Below are 22,048 nucleotides of genomic sequence, written 5' to 3' on the forward strand. Positions count from 1 at the left end.
TACTAGGTGGTTATGAATGTTTTGTACGCCTTTACTTAAGTTAGAGGAAAGTTTAGGAGCCAACGCTGGCGAATTCGCAGGATGGAAGATGCCAATGACGTACTCCTCATATCAAGAGGAACACATGGCCGTGAGAACTGGAGCAGCCTTCTTTGACTTATCTCATATGGGTAGGTTACGAATAAGGGGGAAAATACAAGAGGTCGAGAATCTGATAGCTAAGAAGGTCTCTGACGCCCCAGACGGGACCATGATCGGCCCCACAGCTTTCCTAAACGATAGGGCAGGTTTCGTTGACGACGTGATGTTATATAAGATATCCGAATCTGAGTTCTTGTTAGTTACGAACGCCATAAATAGAGAGAAAGTTATATCTTGGATAAGGAAGAACTCCTCTCTGGACGTCGAAGATCTTACCTTTGATCTGGTAATGATTGCCTTGCAAGGGAGAAGAGTATGGGATAGCGTTGAGAAACCGGATCTCGCTCCTTTACAGTTTAAGCTGAACGCCAAATTCCAGGGGCAAGAAGTGTTCCTGTTGAGTAGATCAGGATGGACAGGTGAAGACGGTATCGAGGTCTGGTCTAAACCGGAGACAGGTCAGTTAATTTTAGAGAGGCTAGCTTCAAGGGGAATTAAAGGAGCAGGTCTTGTGGCCAGAGACAGCCTTAGACAGGAAATGGGTTTCGTGCTGTATGGAGAGGATATAGACGAAAACGTAAATCCCATAGAGGCTAGATACTGGGTATACTCCTTGGAAAAGGAGTTCATAGGGAGGCCAGCCTTAATTGAGACGCTCAGGACTGGCGTAGATCGCCTTAGAGTAGGGCTTAAACTCCCTAAGAATCAAAGGGTCATTCCAAGGAACGGTAGCAAGATCATGATAGAGGACGTAGAGGTAGGTAATGTGACCAGTTCAACGTTCTCTCCTTACCTTTCAAGGACTATCGGGATGGGCTACTTAAGCTCCAGGCATTTCATTTTGGGAAGTAATGTACAGGTCGAAGTTAGGGGAAAGAGTTATACTGTTAAATTGTCTGACTTCCCTTTAATCAAGTGATCTGGATTGGGCGAGATCAAAGTTGGAAAATACATAGTGAGAGACGGTTTATACTATACCGAGAGCGATGAGTGGGTTAAGGTAGACGACTATACAGCCACCATCGGAATAACAGACTACGCTCAGAAAAAGCTGAGGGACATCGTTGGGGTTGATCTACCAAAGAGAGGACAACGTGTAAGCTCAGGAGAGGCGGTGGCGGTTGTAGAGTCCGTTAAAGCGGCGGCCGACATATATTCACCAGTATCTGGGGAGATAATAGAGGTTAATGAGGACTTAATTTCTGCTCCAGAGTTGATAAACAAAGACCCCTACGGTAGGGGATGGCTGTTTAAGGTCAAAATGAGTAACGTGGACGAGACCAAAAAGCTTCTTTCTTCAGGATCATATGTTAACAAGATTAAGGGTGATTAAATTGGAGGACGATTTTGAACTAAACGAAGAGTTCATTCCGGACTTAAGGAAGCCTTCATATATAATTGTAGGAATCCCTGACGCAGGCTTGGTAGGCGAAATAGCTACTGAGTTCATGATATCTAAGGGTTTAGTTAAGGAGTATGGCCAGATTTTCTCAAGGAAATTCCTCCCCCCCAATTCTCCACGTAGACGAAGGCGTAGCCAAATCTCCACTTCGTCTCTATTACGGAAAGGACTTAAACTTGATAGTAGTTCACTCTTGGACCGCGATACCCGTTAATTCCTCCTATAACCTAGCTAAGTTCATTACAGATTACGCAATACGTTACGGAGTTCAAACAATAATTTCCATCACCGGGTTACCTATTCCTAATAGACTAGATATAGATAAACCTAACGCTTATTGGATCGCTAACTCTAAGAACCTAGCGTCCAGCCTGAGCGGTATAACTAACGCGCAGAGGTTTGATCAGGGTTACATATCAGGACCTTACGCGCCAATTCTTTATGAAACGGCTAAGAGGAACATTGATAACCTAGCTATAGTTGTTGAGTCCTTCCTTGATATACCGGATCCAGAGGCCTCGGCTGTCGCCCTAGAGATAATGGGTAGATACTTGGGATTCACGTTAGATACAAGTGCCTTACTCAAGGAGGCTGAGGAAATAAGGGCTAGGATTAAGGGTCTGATGGAGCAGACAAAAAGGGAGTTACCAACTTACTCTTCAGGCAAACCAATGAGTTACGCGTGAAAATCATGCCGGTGTATAAGGACCTCCAGGACATGGTAAGGAAGGCCATTGAGGCCGAGATGAGAGAAATGGAGGAGATGGTGGAAACCATGTCGAAGCAGATAAGGGAAGTCATGGAAAACGAGAGTTACTTGACCCCTCTATACACTGAAGTCTGGAAAGAAAGAGAGGTCATCTATGTGGTGGACGTCCCTAGATTAAGGGACGAGACTATTTATGTTAAGGTTAACGATCAAACGCTAGAGTTTTCATGTGTGGATTCTAATGGCCTTAAGTATAAACTTCGAATCAGAATTCCTAGCGAATTGAAGGGATGTAACGTCAAGGTATCTAGAGTTAGAGGGAGAGTAACCCTAAAGCTAGTTAAAGAGGAAAGTTAGAGTAACTCTGTTTTTATCATTTATATCAATAAAATCAAAATATTTTGACAAATTTTCAAATAAAAATAGACTTATCAAAGTCTTAGAAAAGCATTGCAACATCTTTATAAACACTGTTTAAGATAACTTATTAAGGGATTTGTTTTGGAGGAGCTAAATAACGCTAAGGACATAGAGACAAGAAAGGTTCAAAAACTTGGCTCTTCGTCTTTGTTCATTACTCTACCTAAGAAGTGGATCAATAAGTGGAACGTAAAGCCTGGAGATAAGATACTTATAGAAGTCTCCAACGACGGTTCTCTTAAATTGATAGCTGAGAAGATAAAATTGGAAAACACTCACAGATCGATAAGGATAGATATCGATTCACTTAAGCAACCTTTACCTAGCATAATCCCTTGTCTCTACTCGCTCGGATACGATGAGATTATCATGGAGTCCAAGAAGACGATTCCACCTAAAGATGTGGAGGATCTGATTCAGGTTACGAAACAGATGGTCGGAATTGAGGTGACTGAGGTATCAGAAAACAGAATTAAAGTAGAATGTCTTTTAGACACCGAGAAAGTAGGCGTAGAATCCTTATTAAGACGAATGCTCAACACGATAGCGAAAAGGGTCGACGATATCATCGCACTGATCTCAAAGGAGAACCTAAAGGACGCCTCGGCAAACCACGAAGATCTTAAGAGATTGTACTATATGCTCATGAGGAGGATCATGGGCAGTAAATATGAGACTATTAAGAGCATGACTAGGAACTCTCTTATAGTTATCAACATGTCAACTCTACTAAACGTTGGAACGCTAGTGGATAAGCTTGGAGAGTCCGTTAGATCGTTGCAACTTAGCGAAAAGGAGTCCCAGATTATAATTGATACCCTCAAAAAGGTCAACGATCTACTAGACGAGGTGGTCATGACCGTGCTCTTCCCTAGCACTAAAAGGGTTCTAAACGGTATCAACCTAGTTAAGGAGTCTAGGATAAACTTGTCTCAGCTAGACAATTCTACAATAGTAGACTACGTCAGACAGATACTGGGGTTGTTAGAGACCTCTTTAGAGAACTCCTCTTGTACCCTCTTCCTGGAGGATATGCCTTGGATAGAAAGAAACTTAACTTAAAAAGTAATAAATAGATGGTGGATTTAATATGTCTACACTTAAAGTAGAGAACCTTCACGTTGAGGTTGAAGGTAAGGAAGTGCTTAAAGGAGTGTCGTTTGAGGTTAAAACTGGAGAAATTCACGCTATGATGGGTCCTAACGGTAGTGGAAAGACCACCCTCTCCTTGGCCCTGATGGGTCACCCTAAATACAAGATAACTAAGGGTTCAATAATCTTAGACGGAGAGGACATAACTTACGCTGAGACCGATGAGAAAGTTAAGAAAGGTCTTTTCCTGGCATTCCAAAGTCCAATAGAAATAAGCGGGGTGAAGTTGTCCACACTTCTCGTGGCTGAGTATAATAGGGCTTCAGGAACCAATAAGTCCGTATCGGAAATAATTGGAAGCGTTAGGGAAATGGTGAAGACGGTAGGGATAAACGAAACCCTGCTAAATAGGGGAGTGTTTGATGGGTTCAGTGGAGGAGAGAAAAAAAGGACCGAGATACTTCAGATGTTGATCATGAAGCCTAAGTTCGCAATTCTTGACGAACCCGATTCTGGCGTTGACGTTGATGGATTGAGAGTAATAGCAGAAGGAATAAAGAAACTGAGGGCCGAAAACAACACAGGTTTTGTTATAATAACCCACTATAGAAGGATCTTAGATCACGTTAACGCCGATAAGGTGCACGTTCTCTATCGTGGCTCCATAATAGCAAGCGGAGGCATGGAGTTAGCTAAACTAATAGACGAGAAGGGCTACGAAGGGGTCATTAAATCAAGAAACTGATTTTATAACTTTAATTTTGATCTACTTTAATTTAGTAGGAAAACTCTATAGAAAGACTTATAGCTTATCTTTAACACAGTTAAAGATGGTAAGAAAGATGACGGAAGAGAAATTGTCGCTAGACATGAACGAGATCCTTAACGCTTCTATTGAGGCAAAGTATGAGAAGCTGAATCAGTCTGAATTTCACAGGAGGATAGTTGAGTCCGGATTGACCAGGAGCACAGTTGAGGAGATCTCAAAGATAAAAAGGGAGCCGGAGTGGATGTTGAGGTTGAGGCTCAAATCATTAGAGCTCTTTGAAAAGATCCCTACTCCTAACTGGTTACCAGACTTTCTAGGTTCCTTGAACGTGTCGAGCTTAGAACTTTACGTTAAACCTGACGTAGATCAGACGAGTAGTTGGGATCAAATACCTAAAGAGGTCAGGGATTATTACGACGTATTGGGTATCCCAGAGTCAGAAAAGAAGTACTTAGGCGGTCTAGTTGCTGTCTTCGAATCCGAACCTATATATTCGAACGTCAAGGAGGAGCTTACCAAGAAAGGAGTTATAATGATGCCACCAGAGGATGCGCTAAAGAAGTATCCCGATTTCATGAAAGATTACTTCATGAAGATCTTCCCAGCCTCCGATCATAAGTTCGCAGCATTACACGGTGCCCTATGGAGCGGTGGCGTTTTCGTTTACGTTCCTAGAGGAGTTAAGATAACTACTCCTGTTGAAGGATTCTTCATAATTGGAAAGGAGATGGAAGGTCAGTTCGAACACACGTTGATAGTAACTGAAGAGGATTCGTATCTTCACTTCATAGAGGGTTGTAGTGCACCACAGCTTAGAAAGTTCTCCTTCCACGACGGAATGGTCGAGCTTTACGCAAAGAAGGGATCTAAGATAAAGTTCACCACCATACAGAACTGGAGCAAGAACGTGATAAACTTCAATAACAAGAGAGCGTGGGCAGACGAGAACGCTAACATAGAGTGGGTGGAGGGATCCTTAGGTTCGAAGTATAGCTTCGTGTATCCAACTACTATTCTGAGGGGGCCCAACGCGAGTTCAACGAGTTTAGTGGTCACTCTGGCGTCTGGAGAAGGCGAATGGAAGGATAGCGGATCTAAGATGATTCACGCGGCTCCTAACACTAAGAGCAAGATAGTTAACAAGAACATTGGTTTCGGAGGGGGAGTAAACATCTATAGGGGATTAATCAAGGTTAACAAGGGCGCTTCGGGCGCTAAGGCATTCGTAAAGTGCGACTCGCTGATGTTAGACGAGAAAACTAAGGCTTATACATTTCCACACAATCAAGTTCTAGAGGATGACGCTGACGTAGCTCACGAAGCTCACACTTTCAGGATGAGTGAGGATCAGCTATTCTACCTAATGAACCGAGGAATAGGTGAGAAAGAGGCCACTTCAATGCTTGTCTTAGGTTTCATTGATGAGATAATGAAGGAGTTGCCTTTCGAATACGCTACGATGCTGAACAAGGTTATTAAACTAGAATTAGATAAGCTTGGGGCAGTGGCTTGAATGCCTGTTGTGGAACAAGAGAGCTTTCTTAAGTACATTTCTAACTTAAGTTTCAGGTCAGAAAGGGAGGAGTTGTTTCAAAAGTATTTGGCTTTACCCTATCAGGTTGTTAGCGATTCGCCAACGATCAAACACTATACGGAATGGTCAGTCTTCGAGGGCTTGAACCTTAGGGTTGAGGAACAAGGGTCAGGCGATCTGAAGATCCCTATAGAGGGATACTCTAATTACATCATTAATAATAATAGCTACAGCTTTACCCCTAGGGAATCCGTAACCTGTGGTTTAGTTAAGCCAGAGGATCACAAACTGGTTTCGCTCACTCTAGCTGGATCTAAGAAGGTCACAATAGATAAAGGAGGTAGATATCTTGTTTACAATCATTGTAAGGGGCGGCTATTCTGTCCAGTCTCAATAGAGGTTAACGTTCCAGAAGGGGATCACGTTGACCTGGTATATTACTCCGAATCAATGGAGGGCGGAATGCCCTCTTCTGTTATATCGCTGATCGTACCTAAGGGCTCCTCACTCTCCTTCTCGTTAATAAACTCAAGTCGTAACTCCTACGCCTTTTCTTACGCTAAGGCTAAAGTAGAGGGGGAGATCAATTCCTCTGTTTTCTCCGTAGGGCAGAACCTAGGTCACACGGAATATCACGTAAGTCTAGAGGATGAGGCCGTGGCTAACTTCAACGCTAAAAGTCTAGGTGTGGAGAGCAACAGGGTAAACGTGTTAGCTAACGTCAATCATGTGGGAAAGAAGAGCGTGAGTAACGGTTCGCTAAAGGCTGTCGCATCAGAGAACTCATTTACAATAATCAGAGGCGATGCCGTGATTGGGGAGAACGCTTTTGACTCATCTACAACCATAGTAGGTAAGGCTTTGATAATAGGGGCGGAAGCTAAGGCCGTTGTAGCTCCCATGCTTGAAGTTAAAACCGGGAAGATAGTTACCGCAAAGCACTCGGCTTCTGCCTCTAAAGTAAGTGAGGACCTAATATTCTACCTTGAGAACAGAGGGCTTGACAAGAGGACTGCAGAGGGTCTAATAATAAGGGGTTTCCTTACGGACGATAACGACAATGAGTTGATCAGAACGTTAATCGAAGATGCCCTAGTAAAGATGGGATACTAAAATTCATTTTCGGTCAACTCCGTGTCCGGGTCCCTCTGAAAACATCCCTGCTTATAATTCTGTTTTTGAATTAAGTATTACCGAGAGAATGAGAGTGATCACGTTTAAGGCGGAGGAGGATCTACTCCTAAAACTAGATCTTTACGCTGCAAATAAGAGGACTCCCAGAAGCGAGATAATTAGAGACGCGTTAAGGAAGTATCTGGAAGCCGCTGGCGGGATTTGAACCCGCGACCGCCGGCTAACTTGGGAAGGCCTTACAAGGCCGGCGCTCTGGCCAGGCTGAGCTACAGCGGCACGTTATATAAACTAAACAAGAGTCCATTAAAAGCTAACTACTTTGTTATTCAAGTAAAGAATCGTATGGTGCCGCCGCGGGGATTTGAACCCCGGACGACCGGATGACCCAGCATCCGTATGAGTCCGGCGCTCTGGCCAGGCTGAGCTACGGCGGCACTACTTTTTTCCTTTGTGAAGCCTAAAAGTTTTCCTCTTAACTTGAGCTAGAGTTTAGAGCCACGAAAAGTTATTCAATTGCAGTTAGCGTTCTTTTGGCTTAATGATGTTAACAAACTTAACTCTACGTATAGAGCGATGACGAAGCGTCTGAATAGAAAACCTATTACTAACGCTAAAGCTCTAGGACAACGACATTTTCAAGATCTAACTTCTGGCAGCAGGAGGACTAGCCGGGGAGGGATTCGAACCCTCGTCCCAGGGGCCAAAGCCCTGGATCCTTGGCCGCTAGACTACCCGGCTAACTAACTAATATCCTTGTTAATATTATAAAATTTCTCTCAATTTCCATGTTTAGCCTTCTTATACGTGTTTTCGCTTGTGTTGAGATCAGGAGAGGCGTAAGGGACTGGAAAAGAGCCAAATTCAGTCTTAACTATCTTGAGGACTAGCCGGGGAGGGATTCGAACCCTCGTCCCAGGGGCCAGAGCCCTGGATCCTTGGCCGCTAGACTACCCGGCTAACATCAGTAAGATAAAACCATGATTTTAAAGTTTTTATAATGTAGCTGCCTAATTAATGGTGAATGCGATGGTTCTTTGGGGATAAGGAGAAACGTAGATTCGAAAGGGATAGGTTCGGCGAATGGGCTATTGTAACTTCTAATAAGGACATGTCATTCGTTGTCAATTCTATCTCAAAGTCTTTATCAAAAATAGGCTTGAGGAAGAGCCAAATTTACGTGTTACAGTACTCTAAGGATAATCTAATACCCAACTTCTTCTCAGTGAAAGGTATGATTAAAACCTTTCAGAACGTTTCAGAAGCACTATTCCAGAACTCCCTAAGGAAGACGTTTGACGATCTAGGTAATTTGGGGGAGATCAGGACTGCCAAGGTTAGGCTATGTAACGAGATCTTTCTTTTCTTTAATTTTAACTTTGTGGCAAGGAAGGTCAGACCGTCGAAGTGCGACATCAAGCTTCTCATTCCACCTTTGGGCGTCTCAAGCTCTCAGATACCCTACACGGTTGAAGGCCTTTTCAACTCAATGATAGGCACCGATGGCGATCCTTGCTTAGTCGAGACCGACTTTATGGATTCCAGGATAGCTAAGATAACGTTTAACTGCAGAAAAATAAACCTGGATGAATTTAGGATAAGGGAATCGTTCTCTTATTTCCTTGACGACGTTTTAGGCTTAAGAGTGAAAACCAAGAGCTCCGATATCCATACGACAGAAATTGAAATCGTCCTCCTTAACTTGAGGAGAGAGTACTTGATTCCTCTAATCTGGGATAACTTCCTTTCTATTTACCCTTCGTGTTAAAATTTTAATCCCTTAGTTCTAAAATGTTCATGGGGATCAATTCTGATTAAAGTAAATGACATGAACATACCCACAATGGACGATCTCAACTTCACTGACAGTAAGGTCCTTGTCAGAATAGACATCAATTCTCCGATTGACGCCAAAACTGGAAAGCTCCTAGACGACTCTAGGATAAGAGCGCATATAGAGACGATAAAGGAGTTAACCTCTAAGGGAAACGGGGTAGTTCTAGTTTCACATCAGGGAAGGCCGGGGGACAGCGATTTTACTGACCTTGAGCAGCACTCAAAGTTACTTGAGAAGTATCTAGGGATGGAAGTTGAGTTCGTGGGAGACGTAATGGGACCTTACGCTAGGGAGAGAATTAAAAACATGAAGTCGGGCTCAGTTCTACTCCTTGATAACGTTAGGTTCGTGTCGGAGGAACTTATTGAGGCCTCGCCTCTTCAACATTCTAAGAGCTTCTTGATAAGGAGGTTGCAGCCCTTCTTCCAAGGATATATAAACGACGCCTTCGCGACAGCTCATAGAAGTCAGGCGAGTTTAGTAGGATTTCCTTTAGTGTTGAAGTCTAGCGCTGGGAGAGTTATGGAGAAGGAAGTTTCAGCTTTGGCTAAGGTATTTAACGAGGAGGAGTCTCCAAAGCTCTTCATAATGGGAGGAGGCAAAGTTTTGGATAGCTTGAGGATAATAGAGAACCTTGTCAAGAGAAGGTTGGCAGATAGAATACTTACGGGCGGGTTAATAGCCGAGCTGTTCGCAGTGGCGAAGGGGCTGGATCTAGGAAAGGAGAACCTACAGGTTTTAGAGAAGGTGGGCGTGTTGAGCTTAGTCCCTAGGGCTAGAAAAGTGTTGCTTTCAGGAGCACCTATAGAGATACCGGTTGACTTTAAGGTAGAGAGGGAGGGGAAAGTGTACGAGGAACCAGCAAGTAAGATTAACGGAGTGATAAAGGACGTTGGGTCTACTACGGTTGGGATATACTCGTCATTTATTAGAGATGCCAAGATAATAGTCATGAGAGGTCCTATGGGAGTGATAGAGGACGAAAGGTTTAGGGAGTCCAGCAGGTCGCTACTCATGAACTCGTTGGAGAGCCAAGGATACTTAATAGTAGGAGGTGGACATATGATAAGTCTTATAGGAGGACTCGGTTCGCTTGATAACTCTAAGGTTCACGTTTCAACGGGGGGCGGAGCCCTACTCCTCTTCTTAGCTGGGGAGAGACTACCAGCCCTCGAGGCTTTAGACATGTCATTTAGGGAGATGTTGAAGAAATGATGAAGGTCTCAGTGAACGGTTACGGAACTATAGGAAAGAGAGTGGCGAGCGCTATTCTGGCTCAGCCAGACATGAGTTTAATCGGAGTTTCCAAAACGTCGACCAACTATGAGGCTTATCACGCTCAACGTTTAGGTATACCTCTATATGTACCGAAAGAGTCTATTAAGGAGTTTGAGGACGCTGGCATCAAGGTAATGGGAACTATAGAGGAGATGTTTCGTGACAGTGACGTTATAGTTGACGCGACGCCAAACGGGGTAGGGGCCCAATATAAGCAAGTGTACTCTTCCTTAGGGAAGAAGTCTATTTTCCAAGGAGGAGAGAAGGCTAACGTAGCTGACGTCTCTTTTTCAGCGTTATGTAACTATGACGAAGCTGTGGATAAGAAGTACGTGAGAGTGGTATCTTGTAACACCACAGGTCTATTGAGGACATTGTGTACAATAAACAGGGTGGAGAAGATAACTAAGGTTAGGGCCACAATAGTTAGGAGAGCTGCGGATCCTAAAGAGGTCAAGAAGGGGCCCATAAACTCTCTAACCCCAGATCCAGCTTCCATTCCAAGCCATCACGCCAAAGACGTCAATACCGTTCTAAAAGACCTGGATATTGTAACTATGGCCATAGTGGCACCTACTACCCTAATGCACGTTCATATGTTGAACATAACTTTAGCGAATCAAGTTACAAGAGAAGAAGTTCTATCCACACTTTCGTCAACCCCTAGGATTCTGCTAGTGTCCGGGAAATCGAAGATTACCTCAACTGCAGAAATAATAGAGGTAGCTAGAGATATAGGAAGGAGTAGAAACGACCTGTACGAGACTGTAGTCTTTGAGGATTCCGTATCAGTCAAAGGTAACGAACTGTTCTTAATGTACGCGGTTCATCAGGAGTCGATTGTGGTTCCAGAGAACATTGATGCGATCAGGGCAGTCACAGGGTTTAGGGACGGATTGAAGTCAGTGGAGATGACTAACACCTCAATGGGAATAAGGAAAGGTTACCTGGTGTAACAAGATGGGTTCTCCAACGTATACCGTAAGTATGTGGTTTAGAAGGATACTTGTGCCAGTTGATGGATCTGAGAGCAGTATGAGGGCGTTAGAGTTAGCTGTAGACTTCAGTTTAAGATACGGCTCAAGAGTTACCGTGTTCTACGCGTGCGATAGATGCGAGGATAAAGAGGCGATAAGGAAGCTCGTCGAGAACAAGATAGACAATAAAATAGGCTTTGAGTTCAACACCACCGACGTACCCAGGGACAGCAGCATATCTAACGAAATAATCAAGATCCTATCTGAAGGTGTCTTTGATGCCGTCATAATGGGTGCAAGAGGTAACACTACGAACAGTGATATTAACACGGGGTCTAATGCGCTCTCTATAGTAGTTAACGCACCGGTTACCGTTATTGTGGTTAGGTGAAGAGAAGTGACGATCCTCTAGATCTAAACGGCCTTTGATTTAGGGTCCCACTAGGGTCTAGAGAGATTTCTTGATCAAAGTTTTTGGCTCAAAGTATCATAGGTATCATCTTCGAGTGGTAGCTAGAGAGATCGTAATTAAGTGCGTATTTGGGATCTAAGAACCTAGATCTCATCTCGATCACCTTCCTTCTCATCTCATTGATATCCTTCTTCTCGATAAGTGTATCTTTCATTAACTTAGCTATCTCCTCCATATCACCTTCTTTCATACCGTATCTAGTCATCTCTTGAACCCCTATCCTTATTCCGCTAGGATCGTTCACCGCCTCAGGCGGATCGTGGGGTAATAGGTTCTTATTCACTATGATGTTAGCGTTCTCTAAGGTTTTAGCTACGAACGTTCCACCTCCCAAGTTTTTCACATCAACGGCAACTTGGTGGCTCTTGGTGTACCCCAAGTGTTCGCCAATTACCTTGAAACCGTAAGAGGCCAAGGCCTCTGCCAAAGCCTTCGAGTTCCTAGTAATCTGCTTAGCGTACTCCTCTCCATACACCTTCATCTCTAAAGCCGTCACTGCGGTTGACGGCAATCTATGTAAGTGGTGATTACTTACGAACCAAGGGAATATCGTCCTAGATACCTTCTTAAACTCCTCCTCCTCGTTGGAGAATATAGCCCCTCCTTGAGGCCCCGGGAAGGTCTTATGTGTAGAAACGTTGAGGAAGTCCGCACCCTCATCCAATGGATTGCTCCATACCTTCCCTACCATAAGACCGTAAACGTGTGCGGCGTCATAGACCAACTTTGAGTTGACAGCCCTAACGTGAGGGCTCAGTTCCTTGGTCGGATGGGGGAATAGATAGAGGCTACCACCTAGCACAACAAACTTTGGTTTAACTTGCTCTATCATCTTTACAGCCTTATCCACATCAACGTTCATGTTCCCCTCATCATAAGGCATTTCAATGTGCTCAATACCGAGGGCTCCCAGCGTTCCGAATTTAGTGTGACTAACGTGAGCTCCAGCCTGAACCGGAGCTATTAGGGCCTTATCACCTGGGCTAGCGAGCACTCTAAAAACCGCGGCGTTAGCTAGGGTTCCGCTTGTCGGCCTCAGATCACAGTGTTTACTTCCGGTTATCTGGTTCATCAGGTCCATTGCTAAGGTCTCGACTTCATCGACGTATTTCGTCCCTTGGTAAAATCTCTTGAAAGGCTTTCCTTCAGCATACCTTGACATGAAGTCGCTCATGTAAAGAGCTTCAGCTAAGGGGCTCATTACGTTTTCTGAAGCTATCAGGTTTAACGTCTCAGTTCTCCTCCACTTGTTCTGAGCCCTCGTGAGCTCAATGACCTTTTCTAGGTCTTTTTGAACGTCCATGTAGCTTTATTACACTCAAAAAAATTAAGTCTTCATGGCTCTATATCCCGTTACTGTTTAAATGAAGGAAGGTTTAAACGTTGATATAGAAAAAAATACTTTAATATTAAAATGTCAACCGCTCTAGATTTAAGTATAACGAGCACCTGAGTAAGGACATTTGACGTTCTAATGGGGAATAACATAGGATCTGAGGAGCAGAATCCCGAAAGGAGCTAATGAGCTTCCCGATTAGTCAAGAGGAGGAAGGGCGAGGAGGCTCAATAGCGCGGACTTTGTGCTCTAACTCAGAAGCCTTCTCTATCTACCTTTAACTCTTGTCCCTTTCAGTTAGGGCCTGTCAGGCTTTCCTCCATTTCTCCAAAACTATCCCCGTCACTGTGAGTTTTAACTCAGAAGGGTCTACGATTGAAACTATCACTTTAACCGATAAACTCAGCCATCTGAAGATCCACTTCTAAACGTCAGGGAACGCTTAACCTCGAGGCGGTCCTTAAACTCTCAAAGCTTTTAGAGCTTAATTCCCCTCCCCAGCCTCATGTGAGCTTTCCCAAGTTCCCTTGTTGAAAGCGCTGAGAGGAGGTTAAGCTCACCGGCTAACACGGCTGCAGAAACGATCTCAGCGAACTTTCTAGCTTTACTCCCTGGGGGATCTCCTCCGCCATCTACCCCCATTATGGAGAGCGCTTCTCTTTGAGTCGGTAGCCTAGTTCCACCCCCTACTGTCCCAACTTCTAAGGAAGGCAACGTAACGGATATGTACAAGTTCCCTGACCTGTTCTCAACCCACGTGTAGCCTGTACTGCTCTCCACGACCTGTGCCACATCCTGTCCCGTCGCTATGAATATCGCAGCTATGACGTTTGCAAAGTGGGCGTTAAACTGAAAAAGAGTTCCGGCTCTAGCTCCGCCCAACCAGTTCTTTTTGAGGTTGGTCTCCTCTATTTTCTCAGCTGTCGTCCTGAGGTTCTTCTCAATAACCTCCGATGGAATAAGGGCCTCAGCTACGACAGTCTTTCCTCTACCGAGGAGTTCGTTTGTGACTGACTGTTTCTTATCGCTGCACATGTTCCCGCTTACAGCTACGCATCGAGCGCCTGGGAACCTTTCCTCAAGGAAAGAAGACACGGCTTCAGCGGCCACCGTGACCATGTTCATTCCCATAGCGTCACCTGTATCGAACTCAAACCTTATCCATACGTTATTTCCTAGCTGAAACGGCTCCACACTCTTAAGTTTGCCATGAGATGTCGTTCTCTCAGCAACTTTTCTGATCGTTTCGAAGTTCTCTTTAACCCATGCTGAGAAAGAGTAGGCCTCAATGGCGCTATCAAACGAGAAAACAGGCGCTCTGGTCATTCCGTCCCTAATTATCTTAGTTTTCACATATCCTGAGAGCCTGAGGACCTTCATTCCTCTGTTAACGCTAGCTATCAAAGCACCTTCTGTTGTAGCTAGAGGCACAAGGAAGCCTCCTCTAGCGTAATCTCCCTCAATCAGGACCGGTCCTGCCACTCCCAGTGGGATTTGAGTTGCCCCAATGACGTTTTCAGCGTTCCTGTCTTTGATCTCAGCGTAATCTATTATGGTTGAGCCAATTGAAGGTAATCCTTTACCAGTTATCCTCTCTATAGCTAACCTTCTAGCTACCATTGCCGCGTTGGCGTCTAATATCTCATCAACCTTATGAAGCTCGATCTCTCCTTTCACTACCTTATCTACAACTTCCTCAATTTTGTCCATCATCTACCAGCCTAAACTTTGTCCCGTATTCTATTAAACCGTTACTGGAGTCAACCCTCAATCTCCTGATGGTAGCCTCAACCCTAGTACCCTCCTTCGGTTCCTCATCCACATCTACAAGAGGGGCGATTATCTCGACTCCCTCATCTAACCTGATCAAGCCGTAATATACTGGAGCCTCCTTCTCGTGACCAACCCTGATCTGATGGGATAGGGTGTAGGAGACCAGTGTTCCCTTACCAGAGAGCCTCTTAGTTGTAACCCTGAAAGAACCGCAGTTGCCGCATACGGATTTAGCTGGGAAAGAGACGCTTCCACACCTCTCGCATACTGAAGCGATTAAAGAGTAGTGCGTATCCTTATTTCTCCAAACTTTTGGAGGTAAGATCCTCATCCGCATCACCTCGACAGAGCTACAGAAACGGCTGTGGTACCTAACTCGTCCATAGATATGATTAGACCCTTTCTGGCTCCATTGACTCTCCTTCCTTTAAACGATTCGGTAAGCTGCATGAAGCCCTCAGCTACCTGATATATCCCCGTAGCACCTCCTGGATAACCTCTGGCTTTAAGCCCTCCAGAGTAGTTTACAGCCAAGTCATCTAAAGAGTAAAGGGACTTCCCCCTCTCTAACCCCAGTTCATCAAGTATCATTGCGGCTATCACACTATAGGAGTCGTGAACTTCATAAAAGTCCGGCCGGAAATCCCTCATCTCGTTCATAACGTCCCTAACAGATAGTAACTCCCTAAGGTTCATCCCGGTTGAGGAGAAGCGAACTCCCTCTATTTTAACTGGCGTCTCGCTAACCTTCCTAGCTACCTCATCGCTAGATATGAGTACAGCCGAAGCCCCATCAGCTCTGGCCGCGGTGTCGAAAAGCCTCAATGGGTCGGATATAACCTGTGATTCTAGTATGGTATCCTTCTCCACTGGGAACCTCAAGAAGGCGTAGTTGTTCTCAGCCGCGTACCTGTGCATGTGATAGGGCCATTCAGAGAAGTACTCCCTAGGTAAGTTATACCTTTTCATGTAGAGCTTCATCATTATCGCGGCGTAAGCTTGAGGAACCACCCCGGCCCTATAGGAGAACTCCTCATCCAAGTTTCGCGCTATTATCTCGTTAAGTTGGGACGCTGGGAAGTCCGCAAGTTTCTCCACCCCTACAACTAGAACCGACTTAGCGAGGCCGGATTTGACCAGAGAGTAAGCCGAGAACACAGCAGATCCACCACTGGCGTCACCGTTCTCCACTCTGATAGCTGGAACGGAGTAGCCTAGAGCATTACTAAGCTTTCCCGCTAGTTGGACCTGCTCCTCTGTGCTCTCTCCGTAGCCGCTCGCTAAGATCAGCGCGTCCGGTCTCTTTTCGGAGAGTAGGTCCTCAAGTCCTGATACCGATGCCACGGCTAGGTCTAACAATCCGTTCTCGTAGTATTTGTCGACCTTAAGCATTGAGGCCCCTGTTACGAAAACGTCCATCTTTTCACCTACTCGTAAACCTTGAACTTGTGCGTTGTCTTAGCGTACTTAGCGTAGTTAACAATCTTCTTCCTCTGAATAAAGTAGTCAGTTGGGTGAGCTAATTTCTGCCTCTCCAAGACGTTCTCAGTCACCACGAAGCTGTAAGCGTCGCTGCCTGCTCCGCTTCCGAACGGAGCGACAAGTATTCTCTGTCCAGGTTTGGCGACGTCTAGAACTCTAGCGAACCCTAGGAGAGCTGAAGCGTTGTACGGATTCCCTATCAAGGTCGAGACCATGCCCAGTTTTACTTTCTCAGTAGGGATACCAAGTTTCTTAGCCATCTGGAAAGGGAACTTGCCGTTAGGTTGGTGGAAAACAAAGTAATCGAAGTCCGAGACCTTAAGGCCCGTCTCCTGGAACAACCTGTTCACAGCCTCGTAGATGTGAGCGAAGTAGGCCGGCTCCCCTGTGAAGCTCTCCCCGTGAACAGGGTAGGGCGTCCCATCCCTTCTCCAGAAGTCTGGAGTGTCGGTAACGTAGGAGGTCATAGCCTCAACTATGGCTGAGGACTGCTCAGCACCTCCCACAACGAAGGCTACCGCTGCGGCCGCAGAGCTCAACTCCAAAACGTCTCCTGGATTGGACTGAGCCGTGTCGGAGCCAACAACTAGCGAGTAAGGAACTTGTCCGCTCTCAACCATAGAGAAAGCCATTCTCAAGCCCGCGGACGCAGCTCTGCACGCGAACTCTAAGTCCGCCGTTAAAGAGAACTTGGATAGACCCAGAGCATCAATTAAGATGGCTGAAGTTGATTTGACTGCGTAAACTTTAGACTCGGAACCGAAGAGCGCCATCTTAACTTCTCCCGGGTCTATCATAGCCCTGGTGAGCGCAACCTTGGAGGCCTCTATCGCCATAGTCGTTGAGTCCTCATCTGCTGCTGGAACCGACTTCTCAGTCAACCCTAAAGCCTTCACTATTCCATCCTCCTTTCCCCATACCGAGGCTATCTCACTGACTTTTATTCTGTATTTAGGAACGTACGATCCCCATCCTATAATCCCTGAGTGCATCTACATGAATAATCTATCATGATTATAAAGGTTTTCGGTAATTGTCTATAATGCTATAGACAAAAGACGAAAAACAACCCTTAACTGGAGCTCCTGTCTGCGAAGAAGACCTGATACCTTTTCGGCTTTAGGGATTCCACTATGAAGTTGAATGCAGCTTGAGGATCGCTGTCTTCCCCGCAGGTGTAAACGTCGAGCGTAGCGTAGTTGTATTCGTTCCAAGTGTGGAGCGCTATGTGGCTCTCCTCTATGAGGGCTATAACGGACACGCCGCCCTTCTTCCCTCCGAAGCTCCACGACTTTGCCTCAACTAGGTTCATGTTAGCTATCTTAACCGCTTGGAGAACTAGGTTCTTAAGAAGCTTTTCGTCGTTCAGATCCTTCGGATCTAAGCCGTATAGGTTTCCGAAAACGTGCTTCCCTACTATTCTATCTTCAGGGGATTGGAACGTAACCTGTTCTGACATCTCCTGTTCTTGTACCCTCCATACAACAGAAATAACCTAGGATTAATAAATGTAACTAGAGGTTTTACCTTGGAGAAAGCAAGTCATTTCGCTTTAGGTGTTAAGCGAAGGCGGTCTCGTTAGGTAAGGCGGTGGCGAAGACGCTGACGTTGTAACCCTCCACTTCAAGAAGCAAGGTTTTGTCCCAGACGTAGGAGGGTAAGGTAAAGTTGGAGTTAAGGGGTGCGGGAATAGGGCTTCCTGATTTAGTTGTGACCTGATTGGTTATGTTGATCCACCTCCCGTTAGCCTGATAGAAAATCGCCTCAAGGGAGTAATTTCCTCCCCCGTGAAAGGTTATGAGCATCGGATTGGGCGTGGCGTTAAAGTAAAGGAGAATCGAACCGCCGTTAATCTGCCTCTGAAGTATCGCTATGCTGTCTGTGGTCTCAGCTGAGGGTTGTGAGAAGTTTAAGACCAACAACGCCAGGGGGACCAAAACAACTACTATCAATATGACAACGATGATGAATGCAATGAACTCGGATTGAGCCTTCACGTCCTATCCACCTTGGCTTAAACGGTTATACCCAGTTGTATAGGCGTAATAGACTGTAATGTTAAGAGGCTGGTTAACGTTAATCTCTAGGGCAACTCCTGCGTAAGACTGAACGCTTTCAACGGTTTGTCCATTTAGAGTCTGGGCAGTGATCTCGTATGGACCCCAAGTAAGATTGGAATAGGTTTTAATCTGCCTGTTAGTAAAATATACATAAAAAAATAAAAAGGATAAGGAGGACCAGGAACAAAGAGGCCTGTTCCGCCAGCTATATAGGTCCCATTTTTTACCCAAATTTTTGTATTGTATTGATAAACAGAGGAATCTAGCGTAAAATTGACAGAGGAAGCAGGACAAGGTTCAACAGGTTTCCAGAGAATTGGGTATTCAATACTAAATAGAATTGGGTATTCAATGCTAGATACGTTAGGCGGTAAAGGAGTAGCATTATTATAATTTATATACACTTTATAATATGAAGATGAATTGATAAATTGAATATTTATTGATGGATTGGTAGAAGAAGGTTGTATGAAGATAATGAAACTGGTTGTTGAGTAACTCTTCCCGTTGTAAGTGCTCTCTTGATACGAATGTTGATAAATCGCGTTTGGCGAAGTTACGTTAAACTGAGTAGTGTATATAGTAACGTTTACGTAACCCGCTAGCACCTTAAAGTTTTGGCTTTCTGTAATTGTGCGTTTTATACCATCTATCGCTATAGTAATGGGCTGCCCGTAATTTTTACCGAGGTTAACCTGTAAGTTTACGTATTGAGTTACTGCGGTGTAGCTAGCAGTCAGTGAGGCAGGGACTCCCTGTAGGTTTACTTTTATTCCTTGCGAATTTGTGGAGTTAACTAATGCCCCAGACACAATCCAATTGTGGAAAACTCCAGTTACGATCGATCCGTTAGGCATTTCATAAAAGACGTACTGGGGAACTCCAACAGAGAAAGTTCCAGTCTGGTTTGGGAACGCCACTGGAGTAGTGTAGTTCTTAAATGGACCGTTAATGTTGGTCGTTGCGTTCGTAGATACGCCTATCGTGTTTCCGGGCTCGGATATCTCCGCGGCTATTATTACCCCTCCCTTACCTGAAGTTGAATAGGGACCGATGGAGGATTCTGGGCTCAAGAAGAACAAGTTTCCAAAAGACGTGACGATAATAATTGGGTGGCCCTGAACCTGCTTAGGCAAGGTAAGGTTAGTGTAAGCTCCGATAACTAAAGGATAATGAGCGGGGACGTTATACCATATCCCGTCCTTAAAGTAGAGAATGTTAGTAACAGTTACGTTACTTTGAGGTACGAACGTACCGTTAGTGTAAGCGAAGTAGATCGAAGAGTTGCTATAGTATATTCCTGGGTGGCCGTATTCAACCTGTTTAACCTGTAAGTTTTTTAAATAAATGTAGTTGTTCACTAAAGCGTTTCCGGCCTCAGCTGAACTCTGATTGTTAATGAAGAAGGCAGCCATAGGTACAGTTATTGCTAGGACGATAACTATGAGCATCAGGATAGCTATTGCGCTAGATAATGCTTTCCCAGATTTGGTCATAGTATCTGACCTCCATAGCGCCATTCTTGATAATTAATAATTATAGTGGGAGAATTTATATAAATCGTTCCGTAATAACCTTGGTGTGGTTGTGGATAATAAGGATAATTTGATGAAGTCGAATTCGTTACTGTAACATTATAGGGTTGTGACACTAAAGAATTATAATTTTGATTATTTATCGAAAACATTCCATTAATCGGATGCAAATAATCAAGTGTTATAGTAAGACTTGTTCCTTGTTTGAAATAAATTTTTTCAGGAACGAAATTTTCTGTTGGACCTAGAACTATCACTTGTCCTGTGTTACCTACACATACCTCAAGTAACTGTCCCGCTATGTTCCCAAGAAATGGAGTACTATTTTTATATCCATATCCAGCAGGAAGACAGAAATCGTTCTTGACTTCTACCAGGAAATAATTAGAGACAGGCTTATAATTACCTTTTATCGTCCCGCTAGAGTTCACGAACACCACGTCGTTAAATACCTTGATCCCTTTGGTCGCTAACAATCCGCTCAGTTCATAGGTAGTAATCTGACCTCCTTCTAGTTCATTAAAATTACCTCCTATGTAATTGAACGAGATGTTAAAGTAGGAAGGAAATTGTATTATATGGTATCCATAAGTTAAATCCAACGTTATGCCAGAGCTACCGACAGTGTACGACTTGTTATCCACAACAACGTTCATGGTCTGATTAAGAGGACACAAAGTTACGCCGTTATTTGAAATATCGTTATGTCCTAGAGGTATGTTCCACGGTTGAATTAAAACTTTGTACGTGTTTGTGTAAGCTTTGTAAAAAGCTACGATGACTGTAGGAGAGTAGATTGTTGCGGTTGTGGACACTGAATTTGGAGAGCTGAGTGTCCCGCCAATTACGGTCCAGTTTTGGAAAACTCCAGTCAACCCGTATTGGGGAAGGAAGACCGTGTAGTTGTTGTCTAACACGGGATACGTTCCTGGAAGCACGTAAAACACGCTAGGGGTGATCGCGCTCTGGGTGCCAAACCCAACGTTCACGGACACAGGTAACAACTTCGTACCGTTTATCACGAAGGACGCTATGTAAACCGGAAACTTACCTGAAGGTCCCTGAAGGTTTACAGTATTAATCGAGGTGTTGGGGTTGAGGAAGTAAATGTTTGCCTGACCCGAAATTAGCAATACAGGTTCATTGAACGCCTTGCTAGGTAATTGAAGGTTAGTATCTCCCGCTACAACTATCGAATTGTTTAAATACTGCTTCCAGGTGGAACCGTTGAAGTAATAAATTCCAGTTATGTTGAAAGGATAGGGAGAGGAGGTGAAGAATATCTCCAGGTAAGGGTTATTACTAGAGTTGAAGTAAACGTTTGGGTTACCTCTGAAGACTTGATTGACCTCTTGCGATTGAGCTTGTAGATAACCCGTAGCCTGTTGACTTCCCTGTTGGGAATAAATTTGGGTTGAGTTTATCACTAAGTAAGCGGGAACTAAGATCGCCACTATCAGAATGAACATGAGTATCATGAAAATGGGGACTGAGATGGCTCTCATGACGGAACACCCGTGAAGGTGTAACCTATTCTGAACGTGTATCCCTGGCCGTACATAACCCAGATCACCGCAACGTCTCCTGGCTGATATCCTGAGACGCCCAACGTTACGGGGGAGTTGAACGGAACGGAGTAAGCTTTCAGTTCTCCGTCATAGAGTAGCCTTCCGTTTAGGTCGTACACTTTGTTCAGAGTCAAGCTCTCTGCAGGTTTGCCGTTTTGCAAGTAGACCTGAAGGGATGAAGTTGATGGGGGAGTTACTAGGGATACTGAGGTTTCGTAACTTTGAGGAACAAAAAATGCAATTATCGAGACGTTCCCTTCCTCAGCTGGATTGTAAACCTCAACGACCGTACTGCCCGACCCTTCGTTAGTAAGTAAGGGCCCAACGCTTAGCGTCGTCTCTGAGGCTATGTTGCTTGCAACCTGTGCCTGAGAAGTCAAGACTATTTGAGGATATAGAACGGAAACAGAGAAGGTAATTATAGCTATACCGATGGCGACGATTATAGCTATCATGATAATCTCTTGAACTACATTCTCCATATTAGATTCCTTAAACTTATAATCGGCTTTCGTCTATATAAAAATTAGCT

At 44.6% G+C, this 22,048-nt stretch carries 22 protein-coding genes, 4 tRNA genes and 1 pseudogene; 13 read left to right on the plus strand and 14 right to left on the minus strand.

What is annotated here, in order from left to right; all coding sequences use genetic code 11:
- The first annotated feature begins 16 nt into the window (after positions 1-16).
- From gcvT to ccr1, 9 genes and pseudogenes are all read left to right on the plus strand, one after another.
- Positions 17-1,060 carry a glycine cleavage system aminomethyltransferase GcvT gene (gcvT, locus tag MCUP_RS02880; protein ID WP_013737170.1) on the plus strand — a complete coding sequence of 348 codons (1,044 nt, stop codon included), beginning with the start codon at positions 17-19 and terminating at the stop codon, positions 1,058-1,060.
- Positions 1,061-1,066: 6 nt separating this feature from the next.
- On the plus strand, positions 1,067-1,474 hold the full coding sequence (gcvH, locus tag MCUP_RS02885; protein ID WP_013737171.1) for a glycine cleavage system protein GcvH: 408 nt from the start codon (positions 1,067-1,069) through the stop codon (positions 1,472-1,474).
- Positions 1,467-2,229, plus strand: a pseudogene (locus MCUP_RS02890) (proteasome assembly chaperone family protein). Before gcvH ends, MCUP_RS02890 begins: the two are co-directional and overlap by 8 nt.
- A gap of 5 nt (positions 2,230-2,234) precedes the next feature.
- Complete coding sequence (locus MCUP_RS02895; RefSeq protein WP_013737173.1) at positions 2,235-2,609, plus strand: hypothetical protein; 375 nt, start codon at positions 2,235-2,237, stop codon at positions 2,607-2,609.
- 144 nt (positions 2,610-2,753) lie between these two features.
- Positions 2,754-3,734 (plus strand): AbrB/MazE/SpoVT family DNA-binding domain-containing protein, encoded by a 981-nt coding sequence (locus MCUP_RS02900; protein ID WP_013737174.1) that lies wholly within the window; start codon positions 2,754-2,756, stop codon positions 3,732-3,734.
- A gap of 28 nt (positions 3,735-3,762) precedes the next feature.
- On the plus strand, positions 3,763-4,509 hold the full coding sequence (gene sufC, locus MCUP_RS02905; RefSeq protein WP_013737175.1) for a Fe-S cluster assembly ATPase SufC: 747 nt from the start codon (positions 3,763-3,765) through the stop codon (positions 4,507-4,509).
- Positions 4,510-4,606: 97 nt separating this feature from the next.
- Positions 4,607-6,046 (plus strand): Fe-S cluster assembly protein SufB, encoded by a 1,440-nt coding sequence (sufB, locus tag MCUP_RS02910; protein ID WP_048057706.1) that lies wholly within the window; start codon positions 4,607-4,609, stop codon positions 6,044-6,046.
- The gene (locus tag MCUP_RS02915; protein ID WP_013737177.1) at positions 6,047-7,180 is read left to right on the plus strand and encodes a SufD family Fe-S cluster assembly protein; all 1,134 of its coding nucleotides are present in this window, start codon (positions 6,047-6,049) and stop codon (positions 7,178-7,180) included.
- A gap of 88 nt (positions 7,181-7,268) precedes the next feature.
- Complete coding sequence (gene ccr1, locus MCUP_RS02920) at positions 7,269-7,406, plus strand: aCcr1 family cell cycle regulator (RefSeq protein ID WP_048057707.1); 138 nt, start codon at positions 7,269-7,271, stop codon at positions 7,404-7,406.
- Here the strand turns inward: ccr1 and MCUP_RS02925 are convergent.
- From MCUP_RS02925 to MCUP_RS02940, 4 genes are all read right to left on the minus strand, one after another.
- Positions 7,388-7,477 (minus strand) — tRNA-Thr (locus MCUP_RS02925). The two genes, ccr1 and MCUP_RS02925, sit on opposite strands and share 19 nt — an antisense overlap.
- Before the next feature lie 67 nt (positions 7,478-7,544).
- Positions 7,545-7,635: transfer RNA gene (locus tag MCUP_RS02930), tRNA-Met, on the minus strand.
- Between the two features lie 231 nt (positions 7,636-7,866).
- Positions 7,867-7,939: transfer RNA gene (locus MCUP_RS02935), tRNA-Gln, on the minus strand.
- 146 nt (positions 7,940-8,085) lie between these two features.
- Positions 8,086-8,158, minus strand: a tRNA-Gln gene (locus tag MCUP_RS02940).
- Positions 8,159-8,222: 64 nt separating this feature from the next.
- Here MCUP_RS02940 and MCUP_RS02945 point away from each other — a divergent pair.
- Genes MCUP_RS02945 through MCUP_RS02960 form a run of 4 tightly spaced genes read left to right on the plus strand, consistent with a single transcriptional unit; the run spans position 8,223 to position 11,681 of the window.
- Complete coding sequence (locus MCUP_RS02945) at positions 8,223-8,966, plus strand: hypothetical protein (protein WP_013737178.1); 744 nt, start codon at positions 8,223-8,225, stop codon at positions 8,964-8,966.
- Between the two features lie 42 nt (positions 8,967-9,008).
- On the plus strand, positions 9,009-10,250 hold the full coding sequence (locus MCUP_RS02950; RefSeq protein ID WP_193363706.1) for a phosphoglycerate kinase: 1,242 nt from the start codon (positions 9,009-9,011) through the stop codon (positions 10,248-10,250).
- Positions 10,247-11,269 carry a phosphorylating glyceraldehyde-3-phosphate dehydrogenase gene (locus MCUP_RS02955; protein ID WP_013737180.1) on the plus strand — a complete coding sequence of 341 codons (1,023 nt, stop codon included), beginning with the start codon at positions 10,247-10,249 and terminating at the stop codon, positions 11,267-11,269. Before MCUP_RS02950 ends, MCUP_RS02955 begins: the two co-directional genes overlap by 4 nt.
- Positions 11,270-11,273: 4 nt before the next feature.
- Positions 11,274-11,681, plus strand: a complete 408-nt coding sequence (locus MCUP_RS02960; RefSeq protein ID WP_013737181.1) for a universal stress protein — start codon at positions 11,274-11,276, stop codon at positions 11,679-11,681.
- An 88-nt stretch (positions 11,682-11,769) separates the two neighbouring features.
- On the opposite strand, the gene glyA is transcribed toward MCUP_RS02960, so the two are convergent.
- The 10 genes from glyA to MCUP_RS03010 form a co-directional block, all read right to left on the minus strand.
- Positions 11,770-13,065 carry a serine hydroxymethyltransferase gene (glyA, locus tag MCUP_RS02965; protein WP_013737182.1) on the minus strand — a complete coding sequence of 432 codons (1,296 nt, stop codon included), beginning with the start codon at positions 13,063-13,065 and terminating at the stop codon, positions 11,770-11,772.
- 510 nt (positions 13,066-13,575) lie between these two features.
- Positions 13,576-14,808 carry a hydroxymethylglutaryl-CoA reductase (NADPH) gene (hmgA, locus tag MCUP_RS02970; RefSeq protein ID WP_013737183.1) on the minus strand — a complete coding sequence of 411 codons (1,233 nt, stop codon included), beginning with the start codon at positions 14,806-14,808 and terminating at the stop codon, positions 13,576-13,578.
- Positions 14,795-15,202, minus strand: a complete 408-nt coding sequence (locus MCUP_RS02975) for a Zn-ribbon domain-containing OB-fold protein (protein ID WP_013737184.1) — start codon at positions 15,200-15,202, stop codon at positions 14,795-14,797. Before MCUP_RS02975 ends, hmgA begins: the two co-directional genes overlap by 14 nt.
- A 5-nt stretch (positions 15,203-15,207) precedes the next feature.
- The gene (locus MCUP_RS02980; protein ID WP_013737185.1) at positions 15,208-16,290 is read right to left on the minus strand and encodes a thiolase C-terminal domain-containing protein; all 1,083 of its coding nucleotides are present in this window, start codon (positions 16,288-16,290) and stop codon (positions 15,208-15,210) included.
- Positions 16,291-16,298: 8 nt separating this feature from the next.
- The gene (locus MCUP_RS02985) at positions 16,299-17,345 is read right to left on the minus strand and encodes a hydroxymethylglutaryl-CoA synthase (RefSeq protein WP_013737186.1); all 1,047 of its coding nucleotides are present in this window, start codon (positions 17,343-17,345) and stop codon (positions 16,299-16,301) included.
- Between the two features lie 80 nt (positions 17,346-17,425).
- Complete coding sequence (gene speD / locus MCUP_RS02990; RefSeq protein WP_013737187.1) at positions 17,426-17,812, minus strand: adenosylmethionine decarboxylase; 387 nt, start codon at positions 17,810-17,812, stop codon at positions 17,426-17,428.
- 100 nt (positions 17,813-17,912) lie between these two features.
- Positions 17,913-18,350, minus strand: coding sequence for a hypothetical protein (locus tag MCUP_RS02995; RefSeq protein WP_013737188.1), 438 nt, complete (start codon positions 18,348-18,350; stop codon positions 17,913-17,915).
- Between the two features lie 134 nt (positions 18,351-18,484).
- A complete protein-coding gene (locus tag MCUP_RS03000; RefSeq protein WP_013737189.1) occupies positions 18,485-19,909 on the minus strand; it encodes a hypothetical protein in 1,425 nt (474 codons plus the stop codon).
- Complete coding sequence (locus MCUP_RS03005; RefSeq protein ID WP_013737190.1) at positions 19,906-21,453, minus strand: hypothetical protein; 1,548 nt, start codon at positions 21,451-21,453, stop codon at positions 19,906-19,908. Before MCUP_RS03005 ends, MCUP_RS03000 begins: the two co-directional genes overlap by 4 nt.
- Entirely contained in the window at positions 21,450-21,998 is a 549-nt protein-coding gene (locus MCUP_RS03010; protein ID WP_013737191.1) for a hypothetical protein, read from the minus strand. The genes MCUP_RS03005 and MCUP_RS03010 overlap by 4 nt, the downstream gene beginning before the upstream one ends.
- Positions 21,999-22,048 lie beyond the last annotated feature (50 nt).

The sequence above is a fragment of the Metallosphaera cuprina Ar-4 genome (assembly GCF_000204925.1).
Classification (GTDB): Archaea; Thermoproteota; Thermoprotei_A; order Sulfolobales; family Sulfolobaceae; genus Metallosphaera; species Metallosphaera cuprina.

Excerpts from the sequence above, each read along its gene's own strand:
- gcvT (WP_013737170.1), top strand. The coding sequence starts at position 17 with ATGTTTTGTACGCCTTTACTTAAGTTAGAGGAAAGTTTAGGAGCCAAC.
- MCUP_RS02895 (WP_013737173.1), top strand. The coding sequence starts at position 2,235 with ATGCCGGTGTATAAGGACCTCCAGGACATGGTAAGGAAGGCCATTGAG.
- sufC (WP_013737175.1), top strand. The coding sequence starts at position 3,763 with ATGTCTACACTTAAAGTAGAGAACCTTCACGTTGAGGTTGAAGGTAAG.
- sufB (WP_048057706.1), top strand. The coding sequence starts at position 4,607 with ATGACGGAAGAGAAATTGTCGCTAGACATGAACGAGATCCTTAACGCT.
- MCUP_RS02915 (WP_013737177.1), top strand. The coding sequence starts at position 6,047 with ATGCCTGTTGTGGAACAAGAGAGCTTTCTTAAGTACATTTCTAACTTA.
- ccr1 (WP_048057707.1), top strand. The coding sequence starts at position 7,269 with ATGAGAGTGATCACGTTTAAGGCGGAGGAGGATCTACTCCTAAAACTA.
- MCUP_RS02945 (WP_013737178.1), top strand. The coding sequence starts at position 8,223 with ATGCGATGGTTCTTTGGGGATAAGGAGAAACGTAGATTCGAAAGGGAT.
- MCUP_RS02955 (WP_013737180.1), top strand. The coding sequence starts at position 10,247 with ATGATGAAGGTCTCAGTGAACGGTTACGGAACTATAGGAAAGAGAGTG.
- MCUP_RS02960 (WP_013737181.1), top strand. The coding sequence starts at position 11,274 with ATGGGTTCTCCAACGTATACCGTAAGTATGTGGTTTAGAAGGATACTT.
- glyA (WP_013737182.1), bottom strand. The coding sequence starts at position 13,065 with ATGGACGTTCAAAAAGACCTAGAAAAGGTCATTGAGCTCACGAGGGCT.
- hmgA (WP_013737183.1), bottom strand. The coding sequence starts at position 14,808 with ATGGACAAAATTGAGGAAGTTGTAGATAAGGTAGTGAAAGGAGAGATC.
- MCUP_RS02975 (WP_013737184.1), bottom strand. The coding sequence starts at position 15,202 with ATGAGGATCTTACCTCCAAAAGTTTGGAGAAATAAGGATACGCACTAC.
- MCUP_RS02980 (WP_013737185.1), bottom strand. The coding sequence starts at position 16,290 with ATGGACGTTTTCGTAACAGGGGCCTCAATGCTTAAGGTCGACAAATAC.
- MCUP_RS02985 (WP_013737186.1), bottom strand. The coding sequence starts at position 17,345 with ATGCACTCAGGGATTATAGGATGGGGATCGTACGTTCCTAAATACAGA.
- speD (WP_013737187.1), bottom strand. The coding sequence starts at position 17,812 with ATGTCAGAACAGGTTACGTTCCAATCCCCTGAAGATAGAATAGTAGGG.
- MCUP_RS03000 (WP_013737189.1), bottom strand. The coding sequence starts at position 19,909 with ATGACCAAATCTGGGAAAGCATTATCTAGCGCAATAGCTATCCTGATG.
- MCUP_RS03005 (WP_013737190.1), bottom strand. The coding sequence starts at position 21,453 with ATGAGAGCCATCTCAGTCCCCATTTTCATGATACTCATGTTCATTCTG.
- MCUP_RS03010 (WP_013737191.1), bottom strand. The coding sequence starts at position 21,998 with ATGGAGAATGTAGTTCAAGAGATTATCATGATAGCTATAATCGTCGCC.